13 protein-coding genes are annotated in these 16,563 nt (G+C 70.2%); 3 read left to right on the top strand and 10 right to left on the bottom strand.

What is annotated here, in order from left to right; translation table 11 throughout:
- Nucleotides 1-31: 31 nt before the first annotated feature.
- Together NZH93_RS28040 and mctP are read left to right on the top strand one after the other, a co-directional pair.
- Nucleotides 32-313: a DUF3311 domain-containing protein gene (locus NZH93_RS28040; RefSeq protein WP_259626221.1), complete on the top strand. Its 282-nt coding sequence runs from the start codon at nt 32-34 to the stop codon at nt 311-313.
- Nucleotides 313-1,947 (top strand): monocarboxylate uptake permease MctP, encoded by a 1,635-nt coding sequence (gene mctP / locus NZH93_RS28045; RefSeq protein WP_259626222.1) that lies wholly within the window; start codon nt 313-315, stop codon nt 1,945-1,947. The genes NZH93_RS28040 and mctP overlap by 1 nt, the downstream gene beginning before the upstream one ends.
- Nucleotides 1,948-1,990: 43 nt before the next feature.
- Here the strand turns inward: mctP and NZH93_RS28050 are convergent, their stop codons facing one another.
- Nucleotides 1,991-2,521, bottom strand: a complete 531-nt coding sequence (locus NZH93_RS28050; RefSeq protein ID WP_259626223.1) for a CGNR zinc finger domain-containing protein — start codon at nt 2,519-2,521, stop codon at nt 1,991-1,993.
- Between the two features lie 72 nt (nt 2,522-2,593).
- Here NZH93_RS28050 and NZH93_RS28055 point away from each other — a divergent pair, with 72 nt between their 5' ends.
- Entirely contained in the window at nt 2,594-3,508 is a 915-nt protein-coding gene (locus NZH93_RS28055) for a DMT family transporter (RefSeq protein ID WP_259626224.1), read from the top strand.
- On the opposite strand, the gene NZH93_RS28060 is transcribed toward NZH93_RS28055, so the two are convergent.
- The 9 genes from NZH93_RS28060 to NZH93_RS28100 form a co-directional block, all read right to left on the bottom strand.
- Complete coding sequence (locus tag NZH93_RS28060) at nt 3,429-4,085, bottom strand: class I SAM-dependent methyltransferase (protein WP_308214248.1); 657 nt, start codon at nt 4,083-4,085, stop codon at nt 3,429-3,431. The two genes, NZH93_RS28055 and NZH93_RS28060, sit on opposite strands and share 80 nt — an antisense overlap.
- Nucleotides 4,086-4,111: 26 nt before the next feature.
- A complete protein-coding gene (locus tag NZH93_RS28065) occupies nt 4,112-5,017 on the bottom strand; it encodes an ROK family protein (protein WP_259626225.1) in 906 nt (301 codons plus the stop codon).
- A 50-nt stretch (nt 5,018-5,067) separates the two neighbouring features.
- Nucleotides 5,068-7,245, bottom strand: a complete 2,178-nt coding sequence (locus tag NZH93_RS28070; RefSeq protein WP_259626226.1) for a hypothetical protein — start codon at nt 7,243-7,245, stop codon at nt 5,068-5,070.
- The gene (locus NZH93_RS28075; protein ID WP_259626227.1) at nt 7,246-8,007 is read right to left on the bottom strand and encodes an amino acid ABC transporter ATP-binding protein; all 762 of its coding nucleotides are present in this window, start codon (nt 8,005-8,007) and stop codon (nt 7,246-7,248) included.
- Nucleotides 8,007-8,798 carry an amino acid ABC transporter permease gene (locus NZH93_RS28080; protein WP_259626228.1) on the bottom strand — a complete coding sequence of 264 codons (792 nt, stop codon included), beginning with the start codon at nt 8,796-8,798 and terminating at the stop codon, nt 8,007-8,009. Before NZH93_RS28080 ends, NZH93_RS28075 begins: the two co-directional genes overlap by 1 nt.
- Before the next feature lie 73 nt (nt 8,799-8,871).
- On the bottom strand, nt 8,872-9,690 hold the full coding sequence (locus tag NZH93_RS28085; RefSeq protein WP_259626229.1) for a transporter substrate-binding domain-containing protein: 819 nt from the start codon (nt 9,688-9,690) through the stop codon (nt 8,872-8,874).
- Between the two features lie 206 nt (nt 9,691-9,896).
- Nucleotides 9,897-12,557 (bottom strand): MGH1-like glycoside hydrolase domain-containing protein, encoded by a 2,661-nt coding sequence (locus NZH93_RS28090; RefSeq protein ID WP_259626230.1) that lies wholly within the window; start codon nt 12,555-12,557, stop codon nt 9,897-9,899.
- A 91-nt stretch (nt 12,558-12,648) separates the two neighbouring features.
- The gene (locus tag NZH93_RS28095) at nt 12,649-14,076 is read right to left on the bottom strand and encodes a M20/M25/M40 family metallo-hydrolase (RefSeq protein WP_259626448.1); all 1,428 of its coding nucleotides are present in this window, start codon (nt 14,074-14,076) and stop codon (nt 12,649-12,651) included.
- 57 nt (nt 14,077-14,133) lie between these two features.
- Nucleotides 14,134-16,518, bottom strand: a complete 2,385-nt coding sequence (locus NZH93_RS28100) for a glycoside hydrolase family 95 protein (protein ID WP_259626231.1) — start codon at nt 16,516-16,518, stop codon at nt 14,134-14,136.
- Nucleotides 16,519-16,563 lie beyond the last annotated feature (45 nt).

Raw genomic sequence — 16,563 nt, forward strand, 5'->3', positions numbered from 1 at the left:
CTGAGTAACCAGGGCCGTACGGAGGGGCAACATGCCTTCTGCTCCACAGACCAGCGGTTTGCGCTGGAGCAACTGGAACCTGCTGCTGCTGGTTCCGCTGTTGATGTTGATCACGCCGTTCTTCAACATCGCGAAACCCGCGGTGCTCGGCTTGCCGTTCTTCTACTGGTACCAGTTCGCGTTCGTCCCGGTAGGGGTCCTGTGCGTTGGCCTGGTCTTCATCAAGACCAAGGACGAGCCGGTGGAGCACGGAGCCGACCACCTCGCGGTGGACGACCTCGACGCCGGCGACCCGAAGAAGGGGAAGCGCTGATGCAGTGGACCGAGTTCATCGTGTTCACGGTCCTGTTCCTGCTGGTCACCGTGCTGGGGTTCTTCGCGGCGAAGTGGAAGCAGGGCGACACCCTCGAACACCTCGACGAGTGGGGGCTCGGCGGCCGCAAGTTCGGCTCGTGGATCACCTGGTTCCTGGTGGGTGGTGACCTCTACACGGCCTACACGTTCGTCGCCGTCCCGGCGCTGATGTTCGGCGCGGGCGCGATGGGCTTCTTCGCCCTCCCGTACACCGTGATCCTGTACCCGATCGTCTTCCTGCCGCTGGTCCGCATGTGGTCGGTGTCGCGGGTGCACGGGTACGTCACGCCCGCCGACTTCGTGCGGGGCCGCTACGGCTCGCACTGGCTGGCGCTGATCATCGCGGTCACCGGCATCGTCGCGACCATGCCGTACATCGCGCTGCAACTCGTCGGCCTGGAGGCCGTGCTGCGCACGATGGGCCTCAACGGCAGCGGCATCCTCGGCCACCTGCCGCTGTTCGTCGCGTTCGTCGTGCTGGCGCTCTACACCTACCAGTCCGGCCTGCGCGCGCCCGCGCTGATCGCGTTCGTCAAGGACACGCTGATCTACCTGGTGATCATCGTCGCGGTGATCTACCTGCCGAGCAAGTTCGGCGGCTGGGGCGAGATCTTCGGCGACGCGCAGGCGAAGTTCGACGCGACCCCGGCACCCGCCGACGGCACGCTGCTCAACGCCAACAACCAGCTCCAGTACGCGACCCTGGCACTCGGCTCGGCGCTGGCGCTGTTCCTGTACCCGCACTCCCTCACCGGCATCCTCGCCTCGCGGGGCCGCAAGGTGATCAAGCGGAACATGGTGGCGCTGCCCGCGTACTCGCTGCTCCTCGGCCTGCTGGCGCTGCTCGGCTACGTCGCCATCAGCGCGGGCGTCAAGCCGATCACCAACCAGGCGACCGGTCGGCCGGACACGAACACCATCGTGCCGGTGCTGTTCGGCCAGGAGTTCCCGTCCTGGTTCGCGGGCATCGCCTTCGCCGCCATCGGCATCGGCGCGCTGGTCCCGGCGGCGATCATGTCGATCGCGGCAGCGAACCTGTGGACCCGCAACATCTACAAGGAGTACGTCAAGAAGGACGCCACCCCGGCGCAGGAGGCCAAGCAGGCCAAGCTGGCCTCGCTGGTGGTGAAGTTCGGCGCGGTCGCGTTCATCCTGTTCATCGACCCGCAGTTCTCCATCGACCTCCAGCTCATCGGCGGCGTCATGATCCTCCAGACGCTGCCGGCCGTCGCCATCGCGCTCTACACCCGCTGGTTCCACGTGTGGGGCATGATCGCGGGCTGGGTCGTCGGCATGGGCTGGGGCATGTACCTGCTCTACACGATCCCGAACGCGGCGGCGGGCAAGAACCACTTCGGTGGCTCCGCGCTGGCGCTGGACAAGCTGTCGCTGCTCGGCTGGCACCCCTTCGGCGGGTCGACCGTGCAGATCTACGTCGGCTTCGTCTCGCTGGTCGCGAACATCGTGGTCGCGGTCGTCGTCACGCTGATCGCCCGCAAGGCGCGGGTGTTCAACGGCACCGACCAGACCGCTCCCGCCGACTACCACGTCGACGAGGACAGCCCGCGCGTCAAGGCCATCGCGGGCCACTAGCGCACGCCGTGTCGAGGGCCATCGGGGTTCGCCCCGGTGGCCCTCACGCGTGCCTGGCCCGGAACTGCGCGGCCTTGACCCGGTTGCCGCACCTCTTCATGTCGCACCACCGCCGCGCGCCCCGCCGCGAGTGGTCGACGTACAGCCGCGTGCACGTCTCCGCGCCGCATTCCCGCAGTTCCGAGGCCAGCGGCCGGGCCAGCAGGTCGACCGCCGACCGGCCGATCGTCGCGAGCACCGCGTCCAGGCCGCCCGTCCGCCGCACGACGCCGTCCGCGCCGAGCGCCACCACCACCGGCGGCTTGGCGGCCCACCCGTTGAGCAGCGCCACGTCCCCGTAGTCCTCGCCGTCACGGGCGGCGCACGCGAGCCGGTACAGCTCCTCCCGCAGCTCCACGGCCTGCTGGAACGCCCGGTCGTCGACGGCGGGCGCTTCGTCGAGCAGTCCGGCGGCGGTCGTCCACGCGGCCAGGTCGTCCGGCCCGGCGAGGAGTTGGACGCGCTCCGTGCGGCGGGAGCCGACCGTGCCGACGAAGTCGAGTGCGAGGTTGCCGCTGACGAACGTGACGTCCATGGGTGGAGCATAACCGGTTCGATAGGTTACTGTCGCGAATAACCGCTCTAACGGGTTACTCGGGGAGGCGTCATGGGACGGATCGGTCCACCGGTGTTCGTCGTGCTCTGGAGCAGCGCGTTCGTCGCCGCGGTCATCGGCACCGACGTCGCCCCGCCGATGCTGCTGACGTTCAGCCGCTTCGCCCTCGCGGGCGTGCTCCTCACCGTGATCGCCTGGGCGTCCGGGTCGAGGTGGCCGCGCGGCAGGCAGCTCGCGCACGTCGCCGTCGTCGGGCTGCTGATGCAGGGCGTGCAGTTCGGCGGCTTCTACTCGGCCATCGGCCTCGGCCTGCCGGGCGGCGTCGTGGCGCTGGTGCAGGGCCTCAACCCCGTCGTCATCGCCCTGCTCGCCGCGGGCGTGCTGCACGAGCGGATGACCCGCTACCAGTGGCTCGGCTTCGGGATCGGCGGCGCGGGCGTCCTGCTCGCCGTGTCCGACCGCCTCGGCTCCTCGCTCGGCGCGATCCTGCTGTGCGTGGTCGGCCTGCTCGGCCTGAGCCTCGGCACGGTCTACCAGAAGGCCTTCACGCCCGAGGTCGACGTGCGCAGCAGCACCGCCGTCCACTTCCTCGTCGCCACCCCGTTCATGGGCGTCGCCTCGCTCCTCCTGGAGACGCCGCACGTGTCCGACTGGGGTGTCTTCGGCGGTGTGCTCGCGTGGATCGTGCTGGTCAACTCCGTCGGCACGTTCCTGCTGCTCAACCTCATGCTGCGACGCGAAGCGGCCAGCAGGGTCGGCGCCCTGTTCTTCCTCACCCCCGCCGTGACCGCGCTGCTGGCCTGGCTCGTCCTCGGCCAGACCCTCAGCACCGCCACCCTCGTCGGTCTGGCGCTCGGCGGCGTGGGCGTGCTGCTCGCGACCGTCGTCAGGCCACCCGCGCCCGCAGCCACAGCAGGTACGGGACCGGCTCGTCCCGCCACGCCGGTTCCCGCACGGCTTCGATGAGCAGCCCGGCTCCCTCCAGCGCGGCGGTGTAGTGCGACAGCGGGTGGCTCCACCCGCTGAACACCATCGACAGCCCGTCCCGCTCGACCTCGTCGCGGAACCGCGTCGACTCCAGGTACGGGCTCTTCCGGTCACCGGGGTTCGTGGCCGGGTGCGTGATCGACAGGCACAGCCGCCCACCGGCCATCAGCACCCGCGAGGCCTCGCGGACGGTCGCTCCGACGTCGTCGACGTCCATCAGCACGTTGTAGGCGACGACCAGGTCGAAGCTGTCGTCCTCGAACGGCAGCGACGTCGCGTCGGCGACCAGGTACTCGCCCTCCGGGTGGGCCTCGCGAGCGGCCTCGACCATGCTCGGCGACCCGTCGAACCCGATGACCCGGTGGCCGCGCTCGGCCAGGTCGCGCGACACGCGGCCCTCACCGCAGCCGAAGTCCAGCGTCGCGAAGCCGGGCGGCGGGACGAGCGCGAAGAAGTCCTCGCGGTAGGTCCAGTAGGAGTCGAAGCCGGGGCGCCGCACCCACTCGACCCAGTTGGCGGTCTGCTCTTCCCAGTGGTCAACCAGATTCTCGTCCACTGCTCGGACCTTAGCCCCGGCGACCCTCAGCGATCCACCACGAGCGCCGCCGCCCCGACGAGACCGGCTTCGCCGCCGAGCCGCGCGGGCTCGACGCGGAGGTCTTCGAGGTACGACAGGCCCGCGTGGGTCGCCAGCGACCGGCGGATCGGGTCGAACAGCAGGTCACCCGCCTGCGCCACACCGCCGCCGACCACGGCCAGGTCGAGGTCGCACAGCGCGGCCGTCGCCGCGATGGCCAGGCCGACCGCGTACCCGGCGCGTTCGAACGCCGCGAGCGGCACTTCTTCGCCGTGTTGCGCGGCGGCCGCGAGGTGCGCCGCGTCGGCGTGCTCGGGCGCCTGCCAGCCCTGCCGCCGCGCCCACTCCACCAGCCGCGGCCCACCCGCGACGACCTCGACGCACCCCCGACCACCGCAGGAGCAGCCGACGCCGTCCGGCTCCACGACGATGTGCCCGATGTGCCCGGCGTTGCCGGTCCGCCCGCCGAACGGCCGCCCACCGAACACGAGCCCACCACCGACACCGGTCGACACGACCAGCCCGACCATGAACCGACTGCCCTGACCAGCACCACGCCAGTGCTCGCCCAACGCCATGCACACACCGTCGCCCGCCATCTCGACCCGCACACCGGGCACCAGCTCGCCGACCCGGTCGCGCAGCGGGAACCGCTGCCACAGCGGCACGTTGATGGGACTGGCCGTACCCGCCACCGCATCCACCGGCCCGGCGCAGGCGATACCGACACCGGCCACGATCTCCCCCTGGAGCACCTGGTCCACCGCCGACGCGACAGCACCCCACGTCGCCTCGGCATCGTCCACGGGCGTCGGCACCCGCACCGCCCGCAACACCGCACCGTCCCGGTCGACCAGCCCGGCGGCGATCTTGGTACCACCCACGTCCAGCGCCAGCACGACATCCGTCACGGTCGGAGCTCCTCACGAGGCAGGGGTGGCACCACCCTATGGTCAGCCGGTCAGCGCTTCAGCATCCGCGTCAGGCCTGCCGCGACCGTGGTCGCCAGCGTCCAGCCGCTGACGATCAGGCCGGACGCGATCCACTGCGCCGCGCCCGGTGTCTGCCAGCGGTTCTTGTTGCCGAAGTCGACGATCGGGACCACCAGGTCGATGGTGAACAGCCACGGGTTCCACTGGAGGGTGTCGTCGGAGTTGATCACGGTCAGCGGTGGGCCGACGGCGAAGTAGGCGCTGCCCAGGATCCATGAGACGACCAGCCACCCCAGTGCCCGTCCTGGGCGGTAGCCGTAGCCGACCATCCAGCGTTGCAGCCAGCTCCACAGCAGCACCAGCGGTCCGACGATCCGGGTGCCCTCCGCGACGGCGATGTACCGCAGCCGTTGCTTCTCCATCAGCACGGTCGACGCGTGCTCGTCGTTGCCGCTCGCCCGCAGCAGTTCCGCGAGCTGGTCGTACGGGCCGGGGCGGTAGCGGTGGCGCATGGCCTGGCGCAGCCAGCGCAGGCGGCGCAGCACGGAGGCGTCGTCGCGCAGGTCGATGGAGTGGCGCAGCGAGTCGTAGCGGAAGTCCTCCAGGTCGATCCTGCCGGTGGCGTTCCAGAAGGTCTCGTTGTCCTCCAACGAGGTGCAGCCCGCGCCGCGCAGGGTGACCTTGCCCTTGGGCGGGCTGACCACGGTCAGGACCAGTTCCGGCACCTGCATGCCGAGTGCGTTGAGGGCGTGGCTGTCGAGCTTGTCGCCCAGCACGGCGCCCGCGAAGTTCGCCGTGCGGCCGATCTGGGCGCGCCTGGTGCGGACGCCGCCGTGCGCGACGAACTCCTTGCTCCCCTTGGCGCAGATGAGGTCTCGGCCGATGGTGGCGCCGCCGATGTCCACCGACGCCTTCTCGCCCGGCTGGTGGCGGTACTTGCCCGGCTGGATCAGCCTGCTGCCGCGCAGGTCGAGGTTCGCGCCGATGTGGACGGCCCGCAGTTCGAAGACGCCCGCCACGTCGGCTTCGCGGGCGCTGAGGTTGCTGCCCACTCGGCAGCGGTTGGCCAGGACGGTGTCGGCGCGCGGGTTCTCCAGCGTCGACGCGTCCAGCACGAGGCTGCCGCGCACGGTCGCGTCGACCATGCGGAACTGGCCCTTCATGACCAGTTCCCTGGCGGTGATGTCGCCGCCGACCTCCGCGCCGTCCAGGTGCACGGCCCGGCCGCGGCCGACGGGGTCGGTGTTGCCGCCGGGTGGTTTCACCGCGTCCAGCTTCGCGCCCGCCAGCGACAGCGTGCCGCCGATGGCGGCGTTCAGCATCCGCAGCGTGCCCGCGCTGGTGAAACCGCGGTCCAGCTCCACGTCGCCGCTGACGGTGATCCGGTCCAGCACCAGCGAGGCGTGCGGGTCGGCGTGCGGGTCGACCAGGTCGGGTTCGGCGTGGTCGTCGCCCGCGTGCAGCGCCGCGCGCCGCATCGTGAACGCGGAGCTGATGGTCGCGTTCGGCAGCATCACGGTGCCGTGCGCGGTGAAGTGCTGGTCGGTTTCGGCCCACACGCCGCACAGCAGGTTGCCGCCGACCCGCATCCCGTTGCCGTTCAACGAGAACCCGCCGGGGTTGTGCAGCACGGCGCCGCTGAAGTTGCAGTTGCCGCTGATCTGCGCGCCCGCGATCCTGACCTCGCCCTCGGTGCGGATCCCGTACGCCAGCAGCGCTCCGGCGACCTTCATCCGGTCCGCGTGCAGCGCCAGCTCTCCGGGCGCGCGCAACGCGCAGGTGCGCAGCACCACCGAGCCCGCGATGTCGGAGTCGGTGAGGTCGACCGGTCCTTCGACGGTGCAGCCGTCGAGCACCACGTCGTTGGCGCTGGTCAGGTTCCGGCCCGCGAGACCGGGCAGCCAGCACTGCCGGAAGTCGACGCCCGCTGGTTTGCTCTGCCGCAGGTCCGGCGGCTGCTCGAACCGGCAGCGCTCGAACTCCAGCAGGTAGTTCAGCTCGACGGCCCGCAGGTCGAGCACGCCGGTGAGGAACTTGTCGACGACCCGGATCACCGGCGGCGCGTTCGTCCTCCGCCGGGGCAACCGCCAGTTGCCCGCCACGTCCGGTTCGCCGACACCGCGCAGCACGTCGGCCGCGGCCATCCTGGAGGACCGCGGCGGGCTGGGGTCGAAGACGTCCAGCCCGCGCGCGCCGCTTTCCGCCATCTAGTCGACGTCGTCCACGTGCGTCGGGTTCAGCACCCTCGCGAGGAAGGACTTCGTGCGGTCGTGCTGGGGGTTCCCGATGACCTCGGCCGCCGGGCCCTGCTCGACCACGTAGCCGCCGTCCATGAACAGCACCTTGTCGGCCACTTCCCTGGCGAACTGCATCTCGTGCGTGACGACGAGCATGGTCATGCCCTCGTCCGCGAGCTGCCGCATGACGCCGAGGACGTCACCGACGAGTTCGGGGTCGAGCGCGGACGTCGGCTCGTCGAACAGCATGACCTCGGGGCTCATCGACAGCGCCCGCGCGATGGCGACGCGCTGCTGCTGGCCACCGGAGAGCTGCGCGGGCATGGCGTTCGCCTTGTCGGTCAGCCCGACGCGCTCCAGGTTGTGCCGGGCGATCTCCTCGGCTTCCTTCTCGCCGCGCTTGAGCACCTTGCGCTGCGCGACGGTCAGGTTGTTGATCACGCTGAGGTGCGCGAACAGGTTGAACGACTGGAAGACCATGCCGATCTTGGTCCGGGCCTCGTCGATGTCGACGTCCGGGTCGGTCATCTCGACGCCGTTGACGACGATCTTGCCGCCGGTCGGCTCCTCCAGCAGGTTCACGCAGCGCAGCATCGTCGACTTGCCGGAGCCCGACGGCCCGATGATGCAGACGACCTCGCCGGAGGCGACCGTGAGGTCGATGTCCTTCAGCACCTCCAGCGGTCCGAACGACTTCTTCAGCCCGGTGATCACGACTGCCGGTTCGGTCATCAGGACACCTTCTTCCCGCCGGTGTGGCGTTCCAGGCGACGGGACAGGTACCCGAGCGGCAGGGTGATGATCAGGTACAGCGCGCCCGCGATCAGGATCGGGGTCATGCCGCGGTACTGGTTCATCGCGTCCCGGCCGAACTTGGTCAGCTCGAGCTGCTCGTACTGCACGCCGATGAGGTAGATCAGCGACGAGTCCTTCGTCAGCATGATCAGCTCGTTGGTCAGCGGCGGCAGGATGATCCGGAACGCCTGCGGGATGACGACCGTGGCCATGGTCCGGCCCTGGGACATGCCCAGCGAGCGGGCGGCCTCGATCTGGCCCTTGGGCACCGCCTGGATGCCCGCGCGGATCGTCTCCGCCATGTACGCGGCGCCGACGATGGCGAGCGCGATCGTCACCGTCGTCAGGTTGTCGAAGCGCACCTGGAACGCGAGCGGGATGCCGAAGTTGAAGGCGATGAACACCAGCAGCGCCGGGATGCCGCGGAAGAACTCGATGTAGATCGTCGCGATCCACCGGTACGGCGGCACCGGCGACAGCTTCATCAGCGCCAGGACGAGCCCGAGCACCAGGCCCACGGTGAACCCGAGCGCCGTGTAGATGATCGTGTTCTTGAGCGCGATGAAGATGACGTCCGGGAAGAGCTTCGACATCACCTCGAAGTCGAAGAACGCCCGCTTGATCGTGCCCCAGTCGGCGACGAGGGCGATGACGATGAGGACGACGACCAGGACGCCGTACTGGACGCCGCGGAAGACTTTCGAGCGTTGGCGCTTGGACAGGGCCATGTGGTTCCCTCGCGAGTTCGGACAGGACAAGAACAGGGGGCCGATGCGCGGCATCGACCCCCTGGGCTCCGGTTTACTTGCTAGCCGGCTTCTTGCCGAACCACTTCTCGTACAGCTTGTCGTACTCGCCGTTGCCCTTGATCTTCTTGAGCGTCTCGTTGATCTTGGGGATCAGCGGGCTGCCCTTCTTCGCGCCGATGCCGTACTTGTCACCGGTGGGGAACTCGGTCGTGACCTCGGTGTCCGCGTTCTTCTTCACGAAGTCGTAGAACACGCCGTTGTCGTTGACCGCCGCGTCGACCTGGCCGGTCTGCACCGCGGTCAGCTCCAGCGCGAGGTCCTCGAACTGGACGACCTCGTAGCCGATGGCGTCCTTGTTCTTGTTGATGTACTCCTCGCCCGTGGTCGAGGCCTGCACACCGACCTTCTTGCCCTTGAGGCTCGCGAGGTCCTTGTAGCCCGCGCCCTTCTTCGTCAGCAGCGCCTGCTCCGCGTCGAAGTACGGGTCGGAGAAGTCGAAGTTCTGCTTGCGCGTGTCGGTGATCGTCATGCCCGCCGCGGCGACGTCGCACTTGTTCGTGTTCATGTCCTCGCCCGACTGGATCCCCTCGAACGGGGTGTCCACCACCGTCTGGGTGAGGCCGAGGTCCTTCGCGACGAGGTCGACGAGGTCGACGTCGAAACCGACGGTCTTGTCCCCCTCGCGGAACTGGAACGGCTCGTACGGCAGGTGCGTGCAGGTGGTGAGCTTGCCCGCGCTGACGACGGCGATACCGCTGTCACCGGCCGTGCCGGCGGTGTTCGTGCTCGTGGCACAGCCCGCGGCCGCGACGACGGCGAGCCCCAGCGCGGGAAGCAGGGCGAACACCTGGTTGCTTGTTCGACGGGCCACTGAGGTCACTCCTCGTAACTGAGTTGGTCGAGTGTTCGGGATACTGCCACTTGGGTGACAAGCTGGACAGCACGTGCGTGTTACATCCCGTTCGCGGTGCCGAATCGAGCGTCACAGTCCTATTCGGCCGAATGTCGTACACGCGATCGGGTTACATCACACCGCACGGACACGGAACGCGCACGTCCTGAACCGATCTGCGCAGGTCACGGATGGAGTAGTCCCGCTACCAGAGCTGTCCACCCCGTTTGGTGCGTAGCGCCCAACCCCTCGCCCGTGTCGCCGTCGAAGTACTCGCTGAACGTGATGTGGTCGCGCCACAGCGGCGAGTCCGTCGATTCCACCCGCTTGCCGTCCGCGGGCCTCCGGCCGTCGTGGTCGGGCAGGAACAGCGACACCAGCCGCCGCGCCAGCTCGTCGGCGGCCTGACCCGCTGTGACCTCGCGTTCCGACCTGGTGGGCAGCTCGACGCGGAACCGGCCGTCGTGGAACGAGTCCACCGTCCGCAGCGCCTCCACCAGCAGCGCGTTCGTCGGGAACCACACCGGGCCGCGCCAGTTCGAGTTGCCGCCGAACATCGGCGTGCGCGACTCGCCCGGCTCGTAGCCGATCCGGTGCTGCTGGTCGGCGACGTGCACCTCCATGCCCTCGCGGTGCGCGACCGACATGGACCGGATGCCGTGCGGTGACAGGAACTCGCCCTCGTCCAGCATCCGCGCCAGCACGAGCCGCAGCTTGCGGTCGTCGAGCAGCGACAGCAGGTTGCGGCGGCCGTCCGGCCGGTCCTGCCAGGTCAGGAACTGCACCAGCTCCGGCCTGCGGGCCATGAGGTGGTCCAGCCGCCGGGTGAAGCTCGGCAGCTCCTCGAACACCCACGGCTCCAGCACGGCCGACGCGAGCAGCGGGATGAGGCCCACCATCGACCGCACCCGCACCGGCTGCGACTCCACCGTGCCGTCGGCGAGCCTGCGCGACACCACGTCGTAGCAGAACCCGTCCGCCTCGTCCCAGATCCCGCCGCCACCCGACCCGAACTGCGTCGACGCTTCGGCGATGCCGAGGAAGTGCTCGACGAACTTCGTCGCCACGTCCTCGTACGACTCGTCGTGCCGCGCCAGCTCCAGCGTGATCTGCATCAGGTGGAGGCTGTACGCGGCCATCCACGACGTGGCGTCCGACTGCTCCAGCCGCCACGCGCCCAGCATCGGCTCGGACCGGTTGACCGGCCCGATGTTGTCCATGCCGAGGAAGCCGCCCTCGAACAGGTAGCTGCCGTCGGCGTCCTTGCGGTTGACCCACCAGGAGAAGTTCAGCAGCAGCTTGTGGAAGATCTTCGCCAGGAACTTCCGGTCCGGCACCTCCTCCGCCCGGTACACCTGGAGCGCCGCCCACGCGTGCACGGGCGGGTTGACGTCGCCGAACTCCCACTCGTACGCCGGGATCTGGCCGTTCGGGTGCATCAGCCACTCGCGGCACAGCAGCAGGAGCTGCTCCTTCGCGAACGCCGGGTCGACCATCGCGAACGGCACGGTGTGGAACGCGAGGTCCCACGCCGCGAACCACGGGTACTCCCACTCGTCCGGCATGGAGATCACGTCGGCGCAGTCGAAGTGCCGCCAGTGCGTGTTGCGCGCGGCGGGCGACTTGCGCGAGCCGGGCGCCGCCGGTTGCGCGGGGTCGCCGTCCAGCCACTCCCTGGTGCGGAAGCGGTAGTGCTGCTTCGTCCACATCAGACCGGCGAGCGCCCGCCGCACCACGGCGGCCTTCTGCCGGTCCGCGCCGGGCATCAGGTCGTGGTGGAACTCGTCTGCCTCGGCCCGCCGGGCGTCCACGGTGGACTGGAACGTCGGCCCGAACGCGTCCTGGTGCCCGTCGCCCTCGACCAGCCGCAGCCGGATCGACACGGACGCACCGGGTTCGACGGCGTCGAACGAGTACCAGGCGGCGGCCTTGGTGCCGGGTTCGGAGACGTCGTCGACGACCTGGCACGACGTCGGGTTGCCGCGGACGACGTGCCGGTCGATGCCGTCTTTGGTGTACTCGGTCAGGTTCTGCTCGGCGCCGAACAGCGCCACGTCGTTCGTCTCGTTGTCGGTGACGAGCAGGGACGGCGAGCCTTCGACGTGCAGCGTGTACCGCCCGAGCTTCCCGTGCTCGGTGGTGACCCGGTGCCAGCCGTCGCGGGTGGACGCGGTCAGCGACGGCTTCCGCTCGTCCCGCCCCCACGCCCACGTGTTGCGGAACCAGAGCTGAGGCAGCAGGTGCAGCGGAGCCGCGTCCGGCCCCTGGTTGGTCGCGGTGATCTCGACGCACACGTCCGTCGGCCCGGCCTTGGCGTAGCTGACGACGACGTCGAAGAACCGGTTCTCGTCCAGCGCGCCGGTGTCGGACAGCTCGGGCTCACGCGACTCGCGGCCCGCGCCCGCGGCCAGTTCGCGCAGCTCGGCGTAGGGGAACTCGGCCTGCGGGTACCGGTACAGCACCTGCATCCACGAGTGCGTCGGCGTGCCGTCGGTCACCCACCAGTACTCCTTGGCGTCCTCGCCGTGGTTGCCCTCGTTGTTGGTGAGCCCGAAGTACCGCTCCTTCAGGATCGGGTCGGCGCCGTTCCACAGCGCCAACCCGAGGTTGAGGAACCCGTGCACGTCGCAGATCCCCGCGATGCCGTCCTCACCCCACCGGTAGGCACGGGCCCGCGCGTGGTCGAACGGGAATGACGTCCAGGCGTCACCTGATGCGGAGTAGTCCTCGCGGACCGTCCCCCACTGGCGTCCCGCCAGGTAGGGCCCCCACAGGCGCCAGGGCGCATCGGGTGAGTCCGACGCGGCGAGCCGCAGCCGCTCGGTCCTCTGCCGTTGCTCGTTCACCTGACCAGTGTGCGGCATCGATCCAGACGGACCGGTTACCTCGACGTCACGGGTGTCGGACGGGACCGCGCGGCCCCGTCCGACCAGCCCGTCAGCCCTGCTTGGAGTGCGCGTCCAGCACCAGCGCGACGGCCTCCGTGACCTTCCGCGCCTGGTCGAGGTGCAGCGACTCGTCCGGCACGTGGCAGTTCGAGTCCGGGCCGACCGCGCCCGTGACCAGGAACTGGGCCCGCGGGTACGCCTCGTGCAGCAGGCCCATGAACGGGATGGAGCCGCCGAGCGCGACCGTCCGCCACGGGCTGCCGAACACGTCGTCGGCGGCCCGGTCCAGCGCCTCGCGCAGCCACGGCGCCAGCTCGGGGGCGTTCCAGCCGCCCGCGGCCTCCACGCGGCTCAGCTCGACGGTCGCGCCGTACGGCACGTCGGTCGTGACCAGCTCCTCCACCGCCTTGAACGCCGCGGTGGCGTCCGCGGTCGGGGGCAGCCGGAAGCTGAGCAGCAGCGTGGTGAACGGCCGCAGCACGTTGCCCGCGTCGTCCAGCGCGGGCAGGCCCTCGGCGCCGGTGACGGACAGCGTCGGCCGCCAGCCGCCGTTGAGGGCGAGTTCGACCTCGTCCTTGTCCACGGCGGTGGTGCCGCCGGCGAACGGGACGGTCGCGGTCAGCGAGCCGGGCACGGCGGCCACGGCCTCGCGCACCTCGGCCAGCCGGTCCTCGGGGATGTCGACGTGCATCTCGCGCACCAGCACCTCGCCGGTGGTCGCGTCCTCCAGGCGGTCGAGCAACTGCCGGGCGATCCGGAACGAGCTGGGCACGATGCCGCTGGCCATGCCGGAGTGCAGGCCGCCGTCGAGCACGCGCACGGTCAGGCCCACCTGCACGAGGCCGCGCAGCGACGTGGTCAGCCACATCCGCTCGTAGTCGTTGCCGCCGGAGTCCAGGCACACGACCAGCGACACGTCGCCGAGCCGGTCGCCCAGGTGCTCCAGGTAGGCGGGCAGGTCGGGGCTGCCGGACTCCTCGCTGGTCTCCAGCAGCACGATGCACCGGCCGTGCGAGCCACCGGCGGCGTGCACGGCTTCGAGCGCGGCGAGCGCGGCGTACCCGGCGTAGCCGTCGTCGGCCGCGCCCCGCCCGTAGAGCCTGCCGTCCTTGACGACCGGCGTCCACGGGCCGAGGCCGGGCGACCAGTCGGCGACGGGCGGCTGCTTGTCGAGGTGGCCGTAGAGCACGGTCGTGCCCTCGACCTCGGTGCCCTTCGCGGGCACGTCCACGAGCAGCAGCGGCGCGCGGCCGGGCAGCTCGTGCAGCTCGGTGGTCAGTCCGGGCAGGTCGCGGGTGGTGATCCACGCCCGGACGTGCTCGATGGCGGCCGCGAGGTGACCGTTCTCCGCCCACTTGGGGTCGAAGGCCGGTGAGATCGCGGGCACGGCCACCAGTTCGGACAGGCTCGGGAGGATGTCGTCATCCCACAGCCCTCGGACGGTACGGGTCAGCGCTGAACGGTCCACGCTCCCGATCCTGTCACGAACGGCGCAGGTCAGCCCAAGGCGATCGGCCTCGGGTTCGGTACGCCGTCATGTCCTCGTGACCACGTACCGGCGTCCCGCCCGCGCGGTGAACGTCGCCGAGTCGCCGTCGACCGCCGCCCGCACGGTCTGCCCGGTCGTCGTGTCCACCAGCCGGTGGCCCGTCCGGAACAGGTCGTTCCGGACGGTCAGCGGCCCGTTCTTCGACGCGGTCACGCCGATCTCGGTCGCCGACCCGCCGGACCAGCGGACGTCGACCGTCGTGCCGCCGCGCGCCTTGAGCCCGGTGTACGAGCCGCTCGGCCACGAGGACGGCAGGGCGGGCAGCACGTGCACGACGCCGTTCTGGCTCTGGAGCAGCATCTCCGCCACCCCGGAGGTCGCCCCGAAGTTGCCGTCGATCTGGAACGGCGGGTGCGTGTCCCACAGGTTGGCCAGCGTGCTGCCGGTGAGCTGCTCGGACAGCATCTTGTGCGCGTGGTCGCCGTCCAGCAGCCGCGCCCAGAAGTTGATCTTCCACGCCTTGCTCCAGCCGGTCCCGCCGTCGCCGCGGGCGGTCAGCGAGACCCTGGCGGCGTTCGTCAGCGCCGGGGTGGTGAGCTGGTTGCCGGGGAACAGCCCGAACAGGTGCGACACGTGCCGGTGCGTGTCGGTGGGGCTGTCCCAGTCCTCCTTCCACTCCTGCAACTGGCCCCACGACCCGATCCGCGTGCCGGGGTCGAGCCTGGTCAACGCCTGCCGCACCTCGTCGCCGAACGCCGCGTCGCCCACCAGGCCCGCCGAGTCGACGACGTTCGCGAACAGGTTCCGGACGATCTGCTGCGACATCGCCGCGCCCGCCGAGAAGTCGCCGTTCTCCGGTGAGTAGCTCGGCGTCACGACCAGCTTCCCGTCGCGCGGGTCGACCCTCAGCTCGTCCAGCCAGAACTGGGCGAGCGACTTGAGCACCGGGTACGCGCGGTCGCGCAGGAACGCCTGGTCGCCGGTGAACAGGTAGTGCTCGTAGTAGTGCTGCGCGAGCCACGCGCCCGCCTCCGGGAACCAGAACGACTGCGCGTAGTTGTGCACGCCGGTGAAGCCGAACGGGTTGGTCTCGTTGTTCACCACCCAGCCGCGGTTGCCGAACATGTCCCGCGCGGTCACGGCACCGGGTTCGCGCATCTCGTCGACGTAGTCGAACAGCGGCGCGGTGGTCTCGGACAGGTTCGTCGTCTCGGCGGGCCAGTAGTTCATCTGGAGGTTGATGTTGACATGGTAGTCCGCGTCCCAGGGCGGTGACGTGCTGTTGTTCCACACGCCCTGGAGGTTCGCGGGCAGCGAGCCCGCCCGTGACGACGAGATCAGCAGGTAGCGGCCGTACTGGAAGTACAGGACCTCGAGGGCCCGCTTGGTCGCGGGCGCGGCGGTCGCGTAGCCGGCGAGCAGGTCGTCGGTGGGGATCGCGGGCACCTGCTGGCCGAGGTCGAGCCGGACCCGGTCGAACAGCGCCCGGTAGTCCTGCTCGTGGGCGCTGAGCAGCCCGTTCCAGCCCTTGGCCACGGCCGCGTCGACCGTCGAGCGCACGCGCTGGTGCGGGTCGGCGCCGCGGTAGGTCGGGTAGTCGGCGGCGTAGTCCGTGCCCATGGCCAGCACGACGACGGCGCTGTCCGCGTTCGCCACGGTCACCGAGCCGTCGCCGTTGTCGGTCCGCGACCCGCCCTGGCCGATGACCTGGAGCTGCGACTCGAACTTCAGCCCGTTGTCGTTCAGCGCTCCGGCGAACGTGCTGCGCCCGCCGCTCGCGGTCGTCCGCTTGGACCGGTTGTCCGGCGCGGTGATGGCCGCGGTGAAGCCGATCCGGCCCGGACGGTTCGCCGAGAGCCGCGCGACCAGCACGTCGTCGGCCGCGCTGGCGAAGTACTCCCTGGTGTAGCGCACGCCGCCCGCGTCGTAGGCGACCGTGGCGACGGCCCGGCCGAGGTCGAGGTCGCGGCGGTAGTTCGTGACGCCGCTGGGCGGGGTGGTGAGCGTGAGGCCCAGTTCGCCGAACGTCTGGTAGGAACCGAAACCGCGTTTCGGTTGGCCGAGCGCCGACGCGATGGCGGACGGGGCGACCCGGCGTTCGCGGTCGATCCGGTCCTGCGCGTCCCCGATGGCGGTCGGTCGCGGGCTGGTCCAGTTGCCGAAGTCGTAGCCCTGCGCCGAACCGGGGCCGCCGGTCCACAGGGTCTTCTCGTTGAGCTGGATCCGCTCCTTCGCGACGGTGCCGAAGACGCCGCCGCCCAGTGCTCCGCTGCCGATCGGGAGGGACCGGGTCTCCCAGTCGGCGGCGGGTTCGTCGTACCAGAGGCTGAGCGGTCCGGCCGCTGTCGCGCCCACGTCGGGCGCGGCCGGTGTGAGCGCGGAGAGCAGGATCGTCACGAGTGCTGGAACGGTTGTGCGCAGGGTGTTCATGCGTCCTCCACCGACCGGGAGCGCGCCGACGGCGGGCCACCGCCG

The sequence above is a fragment of the Umezawaea endophytica genome, assembly GCF_025061645.1.
GTDB lineage: Bacteria > Actinomycetota > Actinomycetes > Mycobacteriales > Pseudonocardiaceae > Umezawaea > Umezawaea endophytica.